Source organism: Trinickia diaoshuihuensis, assembly GCF_003390925.1.
Taxonomy (GTDB): domain Bacteria; phylum Pseudomonadota; class Gammaproteobacteria; order Burkholderiales; family Burkholderiaceae; genus Trinickia; species Trinickia diaoshuihuensis.
In genome coordinates, this window is sequence record NZ_QUBS01000014.1 from 23,691 (window position 1) to 39,369 (window position 15,679).

Here is a 15,679-nt window from a genome sequence, read left to right on the forward strand (position 1 = left end):
CTCTACCATTTCGCCCGGTGCCGATCGAACCAAGGGGGCGCATCTTCGACCCCATCGGTGACGCATCGGCGATGAGAACCACTACGTCGTCCGAGGGAGCCATGGGTACGAACTTGTGCGAGACAGAAGTCGCGCCGCCGCGCACGCTGGAAAAGCGGCTGATCTTAGGCGCCGTTTGCTTGGCCGCGCTGTCGATGCCGTTGAGCTTCACCGGACCGGCATTGGCACTGCCCGCGATCGCGGGCCGGCTTGGCGGTTCGCCGCTGGCGCTCGCTTGGGTGACCAATGCCTTCATGCTGGCGTTCGGCAGTTGCCTGCTCGTGGCGGGGACGCTCGCCGATCGCTACGGGCGCAAACGCGTGTTTCTATTCGGCACGCTCGGTTTCGCACTGGCCTCGATACTCGCCGCGCTCGCGCCGAGCTTGCTCGCCTTGGATCTCGCGCGTGCATTGCAAGGGATGGCTGGGGCGGCCGCGCTTTCGGCCGGCGCCGCGGCGCTCGCGCAGGAGTTCGAGGGCCATGCGCGCACGCGCTCGTTCAGTTTGCTCGGTACGACGTTCGGTGTTGGGCTGGCGTTCGGACCCGTGCTCGCCGGTGCGTTGGTCGAGCATTCCGGTTGGCGCGCGGTCTTCGCGATCGTCACCGCGGTGAGCGCGATGGCGTCGGTACTTGGCGCTGTCTGTATGCGCGAGACGCGCGATCCGCTGGCGGCCAGTGTGGATTGGCCCGGGGCCGCCGCCTTCACCTGTGCCCTGGCGCTCCTCACCTATGCGGTGTTGCGAGTACCGGACGGCGGCTGGACGGGGGGGGCGGTGCTGGGGCTCGTCGCGGCGTCCGCTGTGGCGGCAACGGCGTTCGTCTTGATCGAGTTGCGCTCCGCGCGTCCGATGCTCGAACTCGCGCTGTTGCGCTATCCGCGCTTTGCCGGCGTGCAGTTTCTGGCCGCCGCGCCGGCCTACTCGTATGTCGTGCTGCTCGTGCTGTTGCCGATCCGCCTCATCGGTATCGAGGGCTTCGATAGCGTGGCCGCGGGCCGGATGATGTTCGCGTTGTCGGCACCGATGCTCGTGGTCCCGACGATCGCGGCATGGCTCGCGCGGACGATCGCGCCGGGCATCGTCGCCGGGGTGGGCTTGTTGCTTTGCGCCTGCGGGCATGTCTGGCTCGCCCAGTGCGCACCGGGGCAGAGCGTGGGCAATCTGCTCATGGCGATGTCGCTCATCGGCACGGGCGTGGGCTTGCCGTGGGGACTCATGGATGCGCTCGCGGTGAGCGTCGTGCCGAAGGAGCGGGCGGGCATGGCGGCCGGCATCTTCAACACGACGCGCGTGGCCGGCGAGGGGATCGCGTTAGCCGTTGTCGCGGCGCTCTTCGCGGGATTGATCGAGTCTGGGTTGCATGGAGTCTCGCAGCAAGGCGCAAGCGAAGCCGCGCTCGAACATGCCGCCAACCGGCTGTCGATGGGCGACGTGCCGGCGGCGTCGGCCTGGATCCGCGGGATCGGTAGCCGCGAATTGATCCATGTCTACGGCGTTGCTTTTCACTCGCTGCTTGATGTGCTGGCCGCGATCACGGTGTTCTCCGCGTTGCTGGTGTTCGGTTTCCTCGGCCGCGGGCACGCGCACGAGGATCCGCAGCGGACGAAGTCCCGGATGCCCGCGTGCAATTGATCGAAGTTTCGCGCACGGATGGGCCGGGACAACGCGTCGATGCGCGTCTGCGTCCCGATTAATTGAGCGTCTTCGCTTTCTTGCCGGCGCGCGAGGGCGGCTGGCACATGACGCACGCCTTGGCGCGGGGCAGGTCGTGCTTATAGGAAACGAACTTGCCTTTGCAGCGGCAGCACTGGTGCATTTCGAGGATGCCGCCGTTGAAGAAGCGCACGAGGGTCCAGGCGCGCGTCAAATCGAGGTGGGCTTCCAGGCCGGTGTTCGCGCAATGCTCGCGATATAGCCGGTAACCCTTGGTCAGCGCATCGACGTGCGAGCAGCGCGCTTCCTGCTTGAGGAACGAATACGTGTGATAGAACAGCGAGGCGTGGATGTTGGCTTGCCACGTCATGTACCAGTCCGCCGAGGAGGGCAGCATGCCCTTCGGGGGCGACTCCGACTTCACTTCGCGGTACAGGCGAATGAGCCGCTCGCGCGAGAGCGAGAGCTCCGATTCGAGTACCTGCATACGGGCACCCAGCTCGATGAGCGCGACGGCGCGCGACACTTCGTTGGCTTCTTCGATCAGGCTCGTTTTCGGCATGGCTGGCTCCCTCTTAAGCGAATTGGCGTGCGGGCTGCGCGGCAAGCAAGATCGCCGCGTGCGTGGCAGTGGCGTCGAGGCCCTTGTCGAGGGTGGTCAGTGCCGTGAGCATCGCGGCATCGTCGAAACGGAAGTCGCAGACGATGTTCTCCGATTGAGCCAGCTTGATGGTTTGCGCGGGCGTGAGCATGTCGATGAGTTCGGCCATTTGCGCCGACAACCCGAGCTTGAACATTCCCTCGGCGTAGTCCTCACCCAGCATGTGTTGCGCAAGCATCAAATACGACAGGTTGATTTCGCGTATCGATTCGAGCACTTCACGATTGTCCAAGGTACGTCTCCGCAGGGGATTGTGGTGGTATGCCGCGCCCGTCGAACCGCCTATCGCGCTGCGTGGCGTGGTGCATGCGTCTGACGTAAGTATTGTTCATATGGTCGTTTGTACCAATCAGCCGCGGCGGAACATGGTGTCGTCCGCGCCGCTGCGCTTGTCAGCCTTTTCCTACGTGAGCGGGCATACGTTTTGAGCAGCGCCGCCGGGCGCGTTGCGCAGCCAATGTCCGTGTGCGGTGCAGCACGCTGCCTCGCGCGGCGGCGCGGCCCGATCGCTGATGCCGCACATGCGATTTCGCTTAACTGCCGCCTCCGGTCGGCACCTATGCTGTGGTGCGGCGGGGACGTATCCTTGACGCCGTCAACCATCTTCTCTGACCTTGGGAGCATTCACAATGCAAACGAAACCGGTACTCGGGCTGGCCGAAATCGACGCCATCATGGCTGCGGCACGCACGGAAGCGCATAAGCACGGCTGGCCGGTCGCGATCGCGCTCGTCGACGACGGTGGTCATCCGCTCGCACTCTTGCGGCTGGACGGCGCCTCGCCCGCGAGTGCGGCCATCGCGATGGAAAAAGCGCGCACGTCGGCGCTGGGCCGGCGCGAGTCGAAGGCATACGAGGATATGATTAACGGCGGCCGTACCGCTTTTCTCAGCGCGCCGTTGGCCGGCACGCTCGAAGGCGGCGTGCCCGTCCTCGTCGACGGCCAAGTCGTCGGCGCGGTGGGCGTGTCCGGCGTTAAGTCGGAGCAGGACGCACAAGTCGCCAAAGCAGGGATCCAGAGCATCGCAACCTGAGCTGGCGGGCCGATTTCCCACGCAACGATACTCGCACTATGAACATGACCGACCACCACGGGCTGCGCGTCGACGCGGCGCTTAGCCAATTCATCGAGCGCGAGGCGCTGCCGGGCACCGGCATCGACCCTCGAGCATTCTGGGAGGGCTTTGCCGCCCTCGTGCACGAGCTCGCCCCACGCAATCGTGCACTCGTCGCCGAACGAGACCGGCTGCAAACCGCGCTCGACGAATGGCACCGGGCCCATCCGGGTCCGGTGCGCGATGTGCGCGCCTACCGTGCGTTTCTGGAGCAAATCGGTTATCTGGCCGCGGCGACCGGCGCGGTGAAAGTCGGGACAGAGCAGGTCGATAGCGAGATCTCGGAGCAGGCGGGCCCGCAGCTCGTCGTGCCTTTGTCGAACGCGCGCTATGCGCTCAATGCGGCAAATGCCCGCTGGGGCAGTTTGTACGACGCGCTGTATGGCACCGACGCGCTCGCCGAGGACGGCGGCGCGACGCGCGCAGGCGGTTATAACCCCGTGCGCGGTGCGCGCGTCATCGAATACGCGCGCGCGTTTCTCGACCGCGCGGTGCCGCTCGCGGGGGCGTCGCACCGCGATGCAACGGGTTATGCCGTGCGTGATGGACAACTCGTCGTGCGCACCTCCGCGGGCGAGGCGAGTCTGGCGTCGGCTACCCAGTTCGCGGGCTATCAAGGCGCGCCCGAATCGCCTTCGGCCGTGCTGCTCAAGCACAACGGCCTGCACATCGAAATCCGGATCGACGCCGGCGCGCCGATCGGCAAGACCGACGCCGCGCACGTGAACGACGTCGTGCTCGAAGCCGCGGTCACGACGATCATCGACTGCGAGGATTCGGTCGCGGCCGTCGATGCCGAGGACAAAGTCGCGCTGTATCGCAACTGGCTCGGCCTCATGCAGGGGACGCTGACCGAGGAGGTTTCGAAAGGCGGCAAGACATTCGTGCGCCGCTTGAACGAGGACCGCACGTACCAGGCGAGCGCGGGCGGCACGCTGACGCTGCACGGCCGTTCGCTGCTGTTCGTGCGCAACGTCGGGCATTTGATGACGACGCCGGCCGTGCTGGACGCCGACGGCCGTGAAATCCCGGAGGGCATCCTCGACGCCGTCGTGACGACCCTATGCGCCTTACACGACCGTCAAAACCGCCGCAATTCGCGCACCGGGGCGATCTATATCGTCAAGCCGAAGATGCACGGCCCGGCCGAAGCGGCGTTTGCCGACGAACTGTTTGCGCGCGTGGAAGCGCTCTACGGATTGCCCGCGAACACGATCAAGATCGGCATCATGGACGAGGAGCGCCGCACGAGCGTCAACCTGGCCGCCTCGATCGCCGCGGCGCGCAACCGCGTCGCCTTCATCAACACCGGTTTTCTCGATCGCACTGGCGACGAGATGCACTCGGCGATGGAAGCGGGACCCATGCTGCGCAAGGGCGATATGAAAAGCTCGGCCTGGATTGCGGCCTACGAACGCAACAACGTCCTCGTCGGCCTCTCGTGTGGGCTGCGCGGGCGAGCGCAGATCGGCAAGGGCATGTGGGCGATGCCCGACTTGATGCACGCGATGCTCGAACAAAAAGGGGCCCAACTGCGCGCGGGCGCCAATACCGCCTGGGTCCCGTCGCCGACGGCGGCCACGTTGCACGCGCTCCACTATCACGAAGTGGACGTTCAAGCCGTGCAGCGCTCGCTCGAGCAAATCGACTATGCCGCCGAGCGCGATACGCTGCTCGACGGCTTGCTGACCATACCCGTCGTCGAACGCGCGCAATGGACGGACGACGAGATCCGCAGCGAAGTCGAGAACAACGCCCAAGGCATTCTCGGTTACGTCGTCCGTTGGATCGATCAGGGCGTCGGTTGCTCGAAGGTGCCCGACATCCATAACGTCGGCTTGATGGAAGATCGCGCGACGCTGCGCATTTCGAGCCAGCACATTGCCAATTGGCTGCGCCACGGGGTCGTGACGCCCGAGTACGTGCAACAGACGTTCGAGCGCATGGCGATCGTCGTCGACAAGCAAAACGCCGGCGATCCCAACTACCAGCCCATGGCGCCGAACTATGCGGCATCGCTTGCCTTCAAGGCGGCTTGCGCGCTCGCGTTCGAAGGCCGGACGCAGCCGAGCGGCTACACCGAGCCATTGCTGCATCGATTCCGGCTCGAGAAGAAGCGCGAGTCGCGCGGCGGCTGAGAGCAGGCGTAGAGCCAAGGCGCCGTCCCCGGGGTGGGCGGCGCCCGCGTGGTTTCCCTGCTTTCAATTCATCAATGGTCCTACCTATCCTTTAGTGGAGGGCGCAAGGCCCGACGCATCGTGCGGCGGGCCCGACGTGCCGCTCGGCTTACCACTACGATAGGAGACGCGATGAATCCAACTGCGGCGCTTCCGCCCGGAACGGTGTATGCGCAACCACTTACACCGGTCGGGCATTCTCTGTTGCTCTCGTTCATCGTCGCGGCGTTGCCGATCGCGGCCGCGCTCGTCATGCTCGGCGTGTTGCGCCGGCCCGCCTGGCAAGCATCGTTGGCGGGCCTGATCACGGGCCTCGTCATCGCCGTCGGGGTCTGGGGCATGCCGGCCGGGCTCGCCTTGGATGCCGTCGGCGCCGGCATGGCGCTCGCGCTCGTCCCCGTCATGTGGATCGTCTTCAACGCCCTCTTGCTCTACAACATTGCGGTGAAGACCGGGCGGTTCGACCAGTTCCGCCAATGGATGCTCGATAACCTGCCCGACGACCGGCGTCTCGTCTTGCTCGTCGTGGCCTTTTCGTTCGGCTGCTTGCTGGAAGGCATCTCGGGCTTCGGCACGCCCGTCGCGATCACGAGCGCGCTGTTGATCGCGCTGGGTTTTCCCGCGCTGGACGCGATTACGTTCGCCCTCATCTTCAATACCGCACCCGTGGCGTTCGGCGCGCTGGGGGTCCCGATCACGGTGTTGGGCGCGGTCACGTCGCTGCATCCGGTCACGCTCGGGGCGATGGTCGGCCGTCAATTGCCGTTTTTCGCGCTGTTGCTGCCGTTTTACGTCGTGGGCGTGTACGGCGGTTGGCGATCGATCGGCAAGCTTTGGCCCGCGCTGCTCGTGTCGGGCGGTAGCTTCGCGCTCGCGCAGTTCGTCACGTCGAATTACCTCAGCTATCAATTGACCGATGTCCTGTCGTCGCTGAGCTCGCTGATCGTTACCATAGGATTCTTGAAGGTATGGCGGCCCGAGCCCGATGCCCGATTCGCGGTCGCGCGAGGCGGCGATACGCTCGTCGGCGTGGGCGCGGCGCAAACGCACGGAGGGTGGGGCGGATGGCTGCCGTGGATCGTCGTATCGGTTGTCGTGATTGTCTGGGTGCACGCTAACATCGCGATGATCGGCGACGTGAAAATCACATGGCCCGGCTTGCACAACGCGGTGTTCGTCTCGCTCTACGACAAACCGTATGCGGCCGTCTGGGACTTCCAGCCGCTCGGAACCGGCACGGCCATTTTGCTCGCCGCGATCATTACGGCGGCGATCTCGCGGATGCGGCCGGCCGAGTTTTTCTCATGCATCGGCGCGACGTGGCGGCAGACGCGCATCGCAATCGTCACGGTCATGATGATCGTGGGCCTGGCCTACCTGCTGAACTACTCGGGCATGAGCTACACGCTGGGCACGGGCGTCGCCTCCACCGGCGCGCTGTTCCCGCTCGTATCCGCTTCGCTGGGTTGGATTGCCGTGTTCTTGTCGGGCAGCGACACGTCGGGCAATGCGCTCTTCGGCAACTTGCAGGTGGTGGCGGCGCGGCAATTGGGTCTGGACCCGGTGCTGATGGCGGCCACGAATTCGTCAGGCGGGGTGATGGGCAAAATGATCTCGCCGCAAAACATCGCGACGGGTGTCTCGACCACCGACCTCAAGGGCCAAGAAGGCGTCGTCTTCGCGCGCACGTTCTGGCACAGCGTTTTTTTGACGCTGCTGCTCGGCGTACTCGTGTTCCTGCAACAGCATCTGCTCACGTGGATGATTCCCGCGTTGCCGCGGTAGAGGACCGGGTCGGCGTCGCACCGATGTTCCCGCCGGCGCGCGAGCGCGACGCCGGCGTCTCGCGCCGACTCGCCCGTACGCTAGCTGTTCTTAGTGCAGGGCGGTTCGTTCGCCGGCGGCCCATTCTCGATGATGGGTATCGATCGCACCGCCAGCGCGCGTGCCGGGAGGTCCTTCAGATTGCTTTCGACACGCGCGCCGCCGAAATTGCGGCCCCACGCGAGCAAGTTCGTCTGTTCCGTGCTGGACCAATACCATGCCGTGGGCTCGAACGTATCGCGAATCGTTTCATAGACGACGTCCAACTCGCGTCTCGACGGCAAGTGGAAATCCTTGTGGCCGTCCTTCTCGTAGCCGGCCGCGAACCTAGCGGCATCGTGGGCATGGGCCAGGTGGCGGCAATCGACGAGATCCCGCGTATTCGTTCGGCCGTCGGTTTTATCGTGCGCGCCGTTTTCGGCATCCCCTGCGCCGCCCCAGGCGACATTGAGGGCTTCGTGCTCTCCGACGATCAGCGCTCGAGGTTCATGACCTTCGTAGTCGGGCATCACACCAGCGTAGAGTCCGCCCTGGCCTTGCCAGTATTCGCCGAGCGGCGGCGCATCGGCGAGCCGCACGCCGTTGGTGGTTTCTGTCACAGTCGCTCCCTTCGATGACTTCGAATGAATCAACCGCCCTCGGTTTTCCGCGGGCGGGTTACCACGCGATGAGCGCGATTCAGCTACCGGCCGGCTCGGCGGCGGCTACCGGAAACGAACGGACGGGCCGGGCTCGGCCGTCGATGTACTTGAGCATGGTGGTCAAATCGACGTCGCCGAAGTTGCGTCCGTACGCGAGTATTTTCGATTTTTCGGTACTGGACCAGTACCAGTCGGTCGCGTCGAACGTGTCGCGAATCGTTTCATAGGCAACATCCAGTTCGCGCTTGGAGGGCAAGTAGAAGTCGTCGTGTCCATCCTTCTCGTAGGTCGCCGCGAAACGCGCGGCTTCGTGCGTATGCATCCGTTGGCGGCATTCGGCCAACTGCTGCGTGTTCGCCCAGCCGTGATCGGTGTTGCCCGCTCTCTCTTCGAGGCCGCCGAGACCGCCCCACCGCACGCCGCCGGCCTCGTCGGCGGCGAAGATCAGAAAGCGGGGCTCGGTGCCTTCGTAGTCGGGCATGATGCCGGCGTAGATGCCGCCTTGTCCTTCCCAGTACTGGCCAATCGCCGGTGCGTCGGCCAGCGTCAACCGTTGAGTCGTCGTTTCCGTCATGGTGATTCCTCCAGGTGAACCCGCGCCGGAACGCGGGTGGGTAATCGGGCGCTCGCGAATCTCGATGCGGGGCCCGTTTTTCGGCTTTCAATGGTCCGAGACGAATATCTGCCGCACCGCGCGAGCACGGCCGGCGAACGACTTGAATAGCGGCCCGAGTTCCACGCCGTTGAAATTGGCGCCTTGCGCGTTTTGCGCGGAGTCCTCCGTGCTCGACCAATACCAATCAGAACGAGAAAACTGGTCGGGCAACGAAGCGGCGGCCATTTGTAGTTCGCGCTGCGCGGGCAAATAGAAATCGGTGCGACCATCCTTCTGGTACGCGGCCGCCCAACGCGCCGCTTCATGGCGATGCTCGCAGCGTGTCAGCGCGGCGGTGTTCGCCCATCCGTCATGCGGGCTTCTCGCCTTGTCTTCCGCTATGCCATAGGGGCCCCATTTCACATCGACGGCTTCATGCGTCGACAGCACGAGGTGATAGGGGGACGACCCTTCGTAGTCGGGCATGATGCCTGCGTAGATCCCGCCTTGTCCCTCCCAGTATTCGCCGACGGCCGGCGTACCGGCGATCGGATGCCTGACGAACTCGGTCATGATTCGCACTCCTTACTTTTTACGGTTTGAACAGAGCGTCGACTGACCGAGTAGGAAATTCCTTCCGATGACGAGGAGCACGAGGGTGAACCCTGGCGTATTTCCGCGAGAGAACGCGGCCTCCTTTCGGGTCGCTGCGAGACGTCGATGGTGGACATGCACCTTCGTTCGCCGACGGTGCGCCGTGTACGGGGGCTCGCTGCGACGAACGCCCGCTACGTGGTGCGCCGCGCATCATGCGCTCTTAGGCGACCGCCCGATCTTTTGTCTAAACTTTTAGGACGGATGACCGTTAGTACAAAGAGCACCTTGCTCCAATGTGCCCGCGCTTAAAAGGGCGCTACCGCGCCGTACTATTTCGACATGCAATTTGAGTCGCCCCGCTCGACCGCAACCTCCGGCGCCTTAGGCGCGGATACCGTGCGCGCGGGCGCCGGATTCGTGCGCCGCATCTACGTGCTGCGCCTCTTCGGATTTGGGGTCGGTTTCTTTCCGCTGATGATTTTGCTGCACTCGCAGCGCGCGCCCGTGTGGGTCGCCGCGGCGATCGCGGCCGTGTGCTTCGCATGGCCCCATCTAGCCTATCTGCGGGTCCGCAACGCGCGCGAGCCGCTCGTGCGCGAGCGCTGGAATTTCATGGTCGATTCGTTCAGCGGTGGGTGGTTCGTCGCTGCCGTGCACTTCGCACCGATCGCGAGCGCGGTCGTGTTTCTGATGTTCGCGATCGACAACATGGCGGCCGGCGGATGGCGGCTCTTCGGTTGCGGTCTAGCGGCCATGGCCCTTGGGGCCGGAGCCGGGGTGCTGCTATTCGGCGCGCAGATTCAACATGTCATGGATCTGCACGCGGCATTGGCATGGCTGCCGGTCCTTATTGGCTATCCGCTCGTGCTGGCTAAAACGACATACGACGTCTACATCAAGCTCAGCGACCGCTCGCACCGCCTGCGTCAGCTCAGCGAGCGCGACGGCCTGACCGGACTCGTCAACCGGATGACGATCACCGCCAAGCTGCAGGCGATGATTACCGGCGCCGCGCGGGTCCACGTTTTGTTCATCGATCTCGACGCATTCAAGACCGTCAACGATGCGCTCGGGCACAACGTCGGCGATCGATTGCTCGTCGCGGTTGCCGAGCGGCTCGCGGCCTGTACCGGAGACGACGATCTCGTGGCGCGCTACGGCGGCGACGAATTCGTCATCGTGAGCCGGTCGCACGAGGACGAGGCGCTGGCGAGCGCGGTGCTGCGCTCGCTCGCTCAGCCGCTGATGGTCGCGGGACATGAATTGGTGGTGGGTGCCAGTATCGGCATCAGTACCTTTCCTGAGGACGGCGCCGATGCCGAATCGTTGATACGCGCGGCCGACATGGCGATGTATGTGGCCAAGGGACGCGGCCGCAATTGCTTCGAGTTCTATCGGCATAGCATGCGCAGCGAGGCCGATGCGCGCCTGAAATTGTCGGGGCGTCTGAGGAAAGCGATCGAGGGCGGAAAGCTGCATTTGAACTACCAGCCGCAGGTGGACATGCGCACGGGCGAGGTACGCGGACTCGAAGCGCTCGTTCGTTGGCGCGACGACGAGCAAGGCATCGTGAGTCCGGTCGACTTCATCGCGGTAGCCGAGGCCTCGGGGCTCGTGGCCGCGCTCGGCGAGTGGGTATTGCGCGCAGCGTGCGAACAAGTCGCGATGTGGCGCGAGCTTCAACTGGAGCCGGTGCCGGTCTCCATCAACGTCTCGCCTCTGCAATTGCAGCGGGCGGACATCGTCGCGACGTTTCAGCGCGTATTGCTCGAGACCGGTACCGATCCCGCGCTGCTCGAGCTCGAAGTGACGGAAACCGCGCTGATGAAAAATCCCGAGGCGTCGGCGCGGCACCTCGCTCAATTCCGCCGCCTCGGCATGCGGGTGGCGATCGACGACTTCGGCATGGGTTATTCGAGCCTGGGTCAACTGCGCGCTTTGCCGGTGGACCGTATCAAGATCGACCGCGCTTTCGTGCGCGGGATCGGCGCCGGGGACTCGGGCGCGATCGCCACCGCCGTCGTCACGCTGGCGAACGCCTTCGGGTTATCGGTCATTGCGGAAGGTGTCGAGACGCAGGCGCAACGCGCGTTTTTGATCGGCCTTGGTTGCGTGCAGGCGCAGGGATTCCTCTTCAGCAAGCCGCTCGACGCCGACGCGGCCACGCGACTCCTCCTGCAAGGCGCTGTGCTTCCCGTCGCGGCGAGCGGCGAGCGCAGCGGTCACTATCGCGGCCTCGCGGCCATTTGAAATGAAGCGCGTCGTACGTACGCTTTGCCTATTTGTGCGCTGCGTGCGGCGGGTCGCCGGCGCCGAGCGCCGTGTCCACGGCTGCGTGCGGGCTATTGCGCTGCAGCAGTAAGCGATCGGCATCGCATTGCAGCAACCGGCTCGAGCCCCATTCCTCGAATGCTGGTTCTACTGCCCCTCGATATTTATCTTCAGGACGGGCAATCATCTGCCGTTAGACAGTCTGAGTTCTTTCGATTACCCCTTTCCGACAACAATTAGATGAAAGCCCCCGCGTCCACTCAGACCCGCTTTACCATCGTCGCCTGCGTCGCGTTCGCCGCTTTGCTGATTGCGACTTTCGCCGTCGTCCGGCTGTTCGTGACCCCCAAGCTCGCGACGCTCGAAGGCAAGGTGATCGCCTCCAACGTCGACCAAATCTCCGTGCGCATCAGCGAGCAGTTGCGGCAAGTGGAAGCGCAGCAGCGCAGCATCACGCAGACGGTCGCGCAACTCGAGAGCGATCAGATCGACAAACTGCTGCCGGCGCTCGTCGATCAGTACGGCGATCAAAACGTCTTCGGCGGCGGCATCTGGCCGTTGCCCAACAAGCGCGAGGCCGGCCGCGACAAATTCAGCACGTTCTACGCGCGCGACGCCCAATCGGGCCAGCTCGCGGTCAACACGCATTGGAACTCGCCCGAGTCGCTCAAGTATTGGGAGCAACCCTGGTACGAGAACGGCAAGACGGCGCCCAAGGGCCACTGCAAGTGGGCGAAGGCGTACCAAGACGACGCGAGTCCGCAGCCGCGCACGAACTGCGCGATGGCGATCTACAAGGGCGATGAGCTTTACGGCGTCGCGACGATCGACGTGACGCTCGGCTTCTTCAACCGTCTCGTGGCCGATATGGAGGAGAAGATCCACGGCCAGATCCTGATCGTCGAAGCCGACGGCAAGATCGTCAGCAATAGCACGAAGATTCAAGGCAACATCGTGTTGAAGAACGTGTCCGACATCGCGCAAAGCTCACCGATGGCGGCCGAGATCCAGAAGCTGCTGCCCGAGGTGCAATCGGGCGGCGAGGCGAGCGGCCGGTTCGATACGTCCGACGGCGAGCAGACGATGTTCCTCGCGCCGATCCCGGGCAGCCCGTGGTTCATCGCGACGAGCGTTCCTTCCTCGATGCTGATGGCCAACAGCAACCGTATCCTGGCAGGACTGGCCGCGGTGCAGGTGCCGATGGCGATCTTGCTGTTGATCGTGATGATCGCCGGTATCCGCGCGTTCATGAGCCGGCTGGCCTCGCTCAAGCGCAACATCGACGAACTGTCCGCCGGCGAAGCCGACCTCACGCGCCGCGTGCCCGAGACGGGCGGCCAGGAGTTCGGCGCCGTGGCGCGCAGCCTGAATCGCTTCGTCGCACGTTTGCAAGGGGTGGTGCAGGAAGTCGTGAGCGGCGCGGCGTCGCTCTCGTCGGCCTCGCGTGAAATCTCCAGCGGCAACCAAGACCTCTCGGCGCGCACGGAAGCCCAAGCCGCTTCGTTGCAGGAGACGGCGGCTTCGATGGAAGAGATCACGGGCACCGTCAAGCAGAACGCCGAAAACGCGAGCGAAGCCAATACGCTCGCGACCGCGGCGTCCAGCGCGGCGGCACGCGGCGGCGAGGTGATCGACGAATTCGTGAAGACGATGAACTCGATCAACGAGTCGTCGCAAAAGGTCGTGGCGATCATCGGCGTGATCGACAGCATCGCGTTCCAGACGAACATCCTCGCGTTGAACGCCGCCGTCGAAGCGGCGCGCGCGGGCGAGCAAGGGCGCGGGTTCGCGGTCGTCGCAAGCGAAGTGCGTAATCTGGCTCAACGCGCGGCGGCTTCGGCCAAGGACATCAAGGCCTTGATAGCCGATTCGGCCGATAAGATCGAATCGGGTAGCGCGCTGGTGGGACAGGCGGGCCAGACGATGAACGACATCATCACGGCCACGACGAACGTCGCCTCGATCATGGGTGAGATCATGACGGCAAGCGGCGAACAAAGCCGCGGCATCGAGCAGGTCAATCAAGCGATCGCGCAACTTGACACGACGACGCAGCAAAACGCGGCGCTCGTCGAGCAAGTGGCCGCCTCGGCCCGGTCGATGCAAGACCAGACGGGGGCGTTGTCGGGTGTCGTCGGCGCGTTCAAGGTCTGACCGCGGCGTATAGCGTCATGGGTATCGATGCCGTCCGAGCCGGGCGGCATCGGACGCATCTACGCCAGCAGAGGCCTATCGGATCGCGGTGCGGGCAATCGTCAGCACCGCGCGCAGGGCGGCGACGCAAAAGCGCGGTATCGTGTCGGCTTGTGACCTTTCCCAGCTTTTGCTTAGTGACCACCGATCCGACCTTTCCCGTCATCCAATGGACCGACGGCAACCAAACTCACAGTGCGCGCTGGCGTTCGGAAGCCGGCGTCGCGCCGCCCCGGCGCGTCGTGCTCGCGGACGACCGCATGAGCGCCGATGCAGCCTATCGTCAGGCGAGCGAAGGCATTGCGCTGCTCTGGCATGGCGACTTCCATAACGCCCGGCAATTGCTGCAAGCCATGGCCCGCCGCATCGACCGTAAGCCGCGCAAGCCGGCCGCGACGCCGCTCGACGCGTTCAACGCCCATCGGCAGATGCAGGCGCAACGAGCCCGCACGCTCGGCATGGTGTTGATTCCCCTCGACGCCGGTTATTCGATCCCGCTGCGGCGCGCGCCCGACGTCACGCAGGCCTGCCTCGAAGCCTATGGCGAACCGAGCGAGGGGGACGGTGCGCCGTCGGTCGTCTCGCTGCGCGAGGTGCTCGGGCTGGTCGGCGCGCATGAATGGCGCAAGAAGGGCGTGGAAATCGCGGCGCTCGGCGCGCGCATTCATCCGTACTACGGCGTGTTCTCACCGGTGCGCGGCGAATACGTCGATCTCGTGGCGCGCGCGCCGCTGCCTTCGAAGGCGCTTGCATTCGACATCGGCACGGGCACGGGCGTACTCGCCGCGCTGCTCGCCAAGCGCGGTGTCGAACGGATCGTCGCGACCGACGCCGACGCCCGCGCCCTCGCTTGCGCGCGCGAAAACATCGAGCGCCTCGGCTTCGCGCGGCAAGTTCAGGTGTGCGAGGCGGATCTATTCCCCGAGGGGCGCGCGCCGCTGATCGTCTGCAACCCGCCGTGGCTGCCCGCGCGGCCGAGCGCTCCGATCGAGCGGGCCGTCTACGACCCCGACAACCGTATGCTGCGCGGATTTTTGGACGGCCTGGGGGCGCACCTCGAGCCCGGCGGGGAAGGGTGGCTGATTCTGTCCGATTTTGCCGAGCATTTAGGGCTGCGCACACGTGAGGCACTGCTCGGCATGATCGAGTCGGCGGGTTTGCGCGTGATCGGCCGTGACGATATTCGGCCGGTCCACCCCAAGGCGGCGGATCCTTCCGATCCCCTTCATCGCGCCCGAGCGGCCGAGGTCACGTCTCTGTGGCGGCTCGGCACCACGCCTTAGCCCGGATAGGCTTCGTCCACTTTCAATCCGGCGAGCTTGAAGATGACGCGCAGCGTTTGCGGGCGGATATCGCGTCGCGACGCGAGCGTCGTCAAAATGAAGTCGACGACCTTCGCGTATTTGAGCAGCGTGAGCAGGGCCTCGAGCCCGGGATCGGAATCGCGCATCGACTCGGCGAGCCGAAGCATTTCCACCGAAATGTCCCGCGCCATCTCCAGTTCCAACTGCTGTTTTTCGGACCAGCCCGAGGGCGGCGTAAGGAGATTGGCGAGCATCGCTTGAAACTTCTGCTCCGCATCTCCGTTGGGTATCGTAGCCATAGCTGTCATCCTTTGTTCAACGTGACCTGCTCGCCGGGGCGATCGACACCGCCGCGCTCGGCGTCGACTTGCGACGTAACCGTTACGTAACGCTTGCGCGGATTCGTCTTCGCGCTAAAGGCGCCGCGGGCTCCGCGGCCCTTGCCGTGCCGTGCGGTCGCGAGGTTTCGCCTCGCGTTGCCGGAACGGAGAAAAATGCGTCTGCGCGTCCACGCATGAATCGTTCCAGCCGGCTTTTGAGCGTCTTGCGCGCTTTTCGGTAAACTGACGCGATTGTTTTTGCGCTTCTGTAGGCTGTCGCACGCTGGCGG

13 protein-coding genes are annotated in these 15,679 nt (G+C 64.7%); 7 read left to right on the forward strand and 6 right to left on the reverse strand.

What is annotated here, in order from left to right; all coding sequences use genetic code 11:
* Positions 1–101 precede the first annotated feature (101 nt).
* On the forward strand, positions 102–1,670 hold the full coding sequence (locus DXT59_RS02460; protein ID WP_116135351.1) for an MFS transporter: 1,569 nt from the start codon (positions 102–104) through the stop codon (positions 1,668–1,670).
* A gap of 58 nt (positions 1,671–1,728) precedes the next feature.
* Here DXT59_RS02460 and flhC read toward each other — a convergent pair whose 3' ends face one another.
* Both flhC and flhD read right to left on the reverse strand, forming a co-directional pair.
* Positions 1,729–2,253 (reverse strand): flagellar transcriptional regulator FlhC, encoded by a 525-nt coding sequence (gene flhC / locus DXT59_RS02465; RefSeq protein WP_116135352.1) that lies wholly within the window; start codon positions 2,251–2,253, stop codon positions 1,729–1,731.
* Positions 2,254–2,266: 13 nt separating this feature from the next.
* Positions 2,267–2,584 carry a flagellar transcriptional regulator FlhD gene (flhD, locus tag DXT59_RS02470; protein WP_116135353.1) on the reverse strand — a complete coding sequence of 106 codons (318 nt, stop codon included), beginning with the start codon at positions 2,582–2,584 and terminating at the stop codon, positions 2,267–2,269.
* A 397-nt stretch (positions 2,585–2,981) separates the two neighbouring features.
* On the opposite strand from flhD, the gene DXT59_RS02475 reads away from it, so the two are divergent.
* The 3 genes from DXT59_RS02475 to DXT59_RS02485 all read left to right on the forward strand — a co-directional run bounded on the left by DXT59_RS02475 (position 2,982) and on the right by DXT59_RS02485 (position 7,429).
* Positions 2,982–3,386, forward strand: a complete 405-nt coding sequence (locus DXT59_RS02475; RefSeq protein ID WP_116135354.1) for a heme-binding protein — start codon at positions 2,982–2,984, stop codon at positions 3,384–3,386.
* 44 nt (positions 3,387–3,430) lie between these two features.
* Positions 3,431–5,605 carry a malate synthase G gene (locus DXT59_RS02480; RefSeq protein WP_116135412.1) on the forward strand — a complete coding sequence of 725 codons (2,175 nt, stop codon included), beginning with the start codon at positions 3,431–3,433 and terminating at the stop codon, positions 5,603–5,605.
* Positions 5,606–5,776: 171 nt separating this feature from the next.
* Positions 5,777–7,429, forward strand: a complete 1,653-nt coding sequence (locus DXT59_RS02485; RefSeq protein ID WP_116135355.1) for an L-lactate permease — start codon at positions 5,777–5,779, stop codon at positions 7,427–7,429.
* A gap of 80 nt (positions 7,430–7,509) precedes the next feature.
* Here DXT59_RS02485 and DXT59_RS02490 read toward each other — a convergent pair whose 3' ends face one another.
* The 3 genes from DXT59_RS02490 to DXT59_RS02500 form a co-directional block, all read right to left on the reverse strand.
* On the reverse strand, positions 7,510–8,067 hold the full coding sequence (locus DXT59_RS02490) for an Lcl C-terminal domain-containing protein (RefSeq protein WP_116135356.1): 558 nt from the start codon (positions 8,065–8,067) through the stop codon (positions 7,510–7,512).
* Positions 8,068–8,146: 79 nt separating this feature from the next.
* Complete coding sequence (locus DXT59_RS02495; RefSeq protein WP_116135357.1) at positions 8,147–8,683, reverse strand: Lcl C-terminal domain-containing protein; 537 nt, start codon at positions 8,681–8,683, stop codon at positions 8,147–8,149.
* A gap of 87 nt (positions 8,684–8,770) precedes the next feature.
* Positions 8,771–9,277, reverse strand: a complete 507-nt coding sequence (locus DXT59_RS02500) for an Lcl C-terminal domain-containing protein (RefSeq protein WP_116135358.1) — start codon at positions 9,275–9,277, stop codon at positions 8,771–8,773.
* A 363-nt stretch (positions 9,278–9,640) separates the two neighbouring features.
* On the opposite strand from DXT59_RS02500, the gene DXT59_RS02505 reads away from it, so the two are divergent.
* The 3 genes from DXT59_RS02505 to DXT59_RS02515 all read left to right on the forward strand — a co-directional run bounded on the left by DXT59_RS02505 (position 9,641) and on the right by DXT59_RS02515 (position 15,048).
* Complete coding sequence (locus DXT59_RS02505; RefSeq protein WP_116135359.1) at positions 9,641–11,551, forward strand: putative bifunctional diguanylate cyclase/phosphodiesterase; 1,911 nt, start codon at positions 9,641–9,643, stop codon at positions 11,549–11,551.
* Between the two features lie 261 nt (positions 11,552–11,812).
* A complete protein-coding gene (locus DXT59_RS02510) occupies positions 11,813–13,726 on the forward strand; it encodes a methyl-accepting chemotaxis protein (RefSeq protein ID WP_116135360.1) in 1,914 nt (637 codons plus the stop codon).
* 152 nt (positions 13,727–13,878) lie between these two features.
* Positions 13,879–15,048: a methyltransferase gene (locus DXT59_RS02515; protein WP_420823353.1), complete on the forward strand. Its 1,170-nt coding sequence runs from the start codon at positions 13,879–13,881 to the stop codon at positions 15,046–15,048.
* Here the strand turns inward: DXT59_RS02515 and DXT59_RS02520 are convergent.
* On the reverse strand, positions 15,045–15,368 hold the full coding sequence (locus DXT59_RS02520; protein ID WP_116135361.1) for a DNA-binding protein: 324 nt from the start codon (positions 15,366–15,368) through the stop codon (positions 15,045–15,047). The genes DXT59_RS02515 and DXT59_RS02520 overlap by 4 nt on opposite strands.
* Between the last annotated feature and the right edge of the window lie 311 nt (positions 15,369–15,679).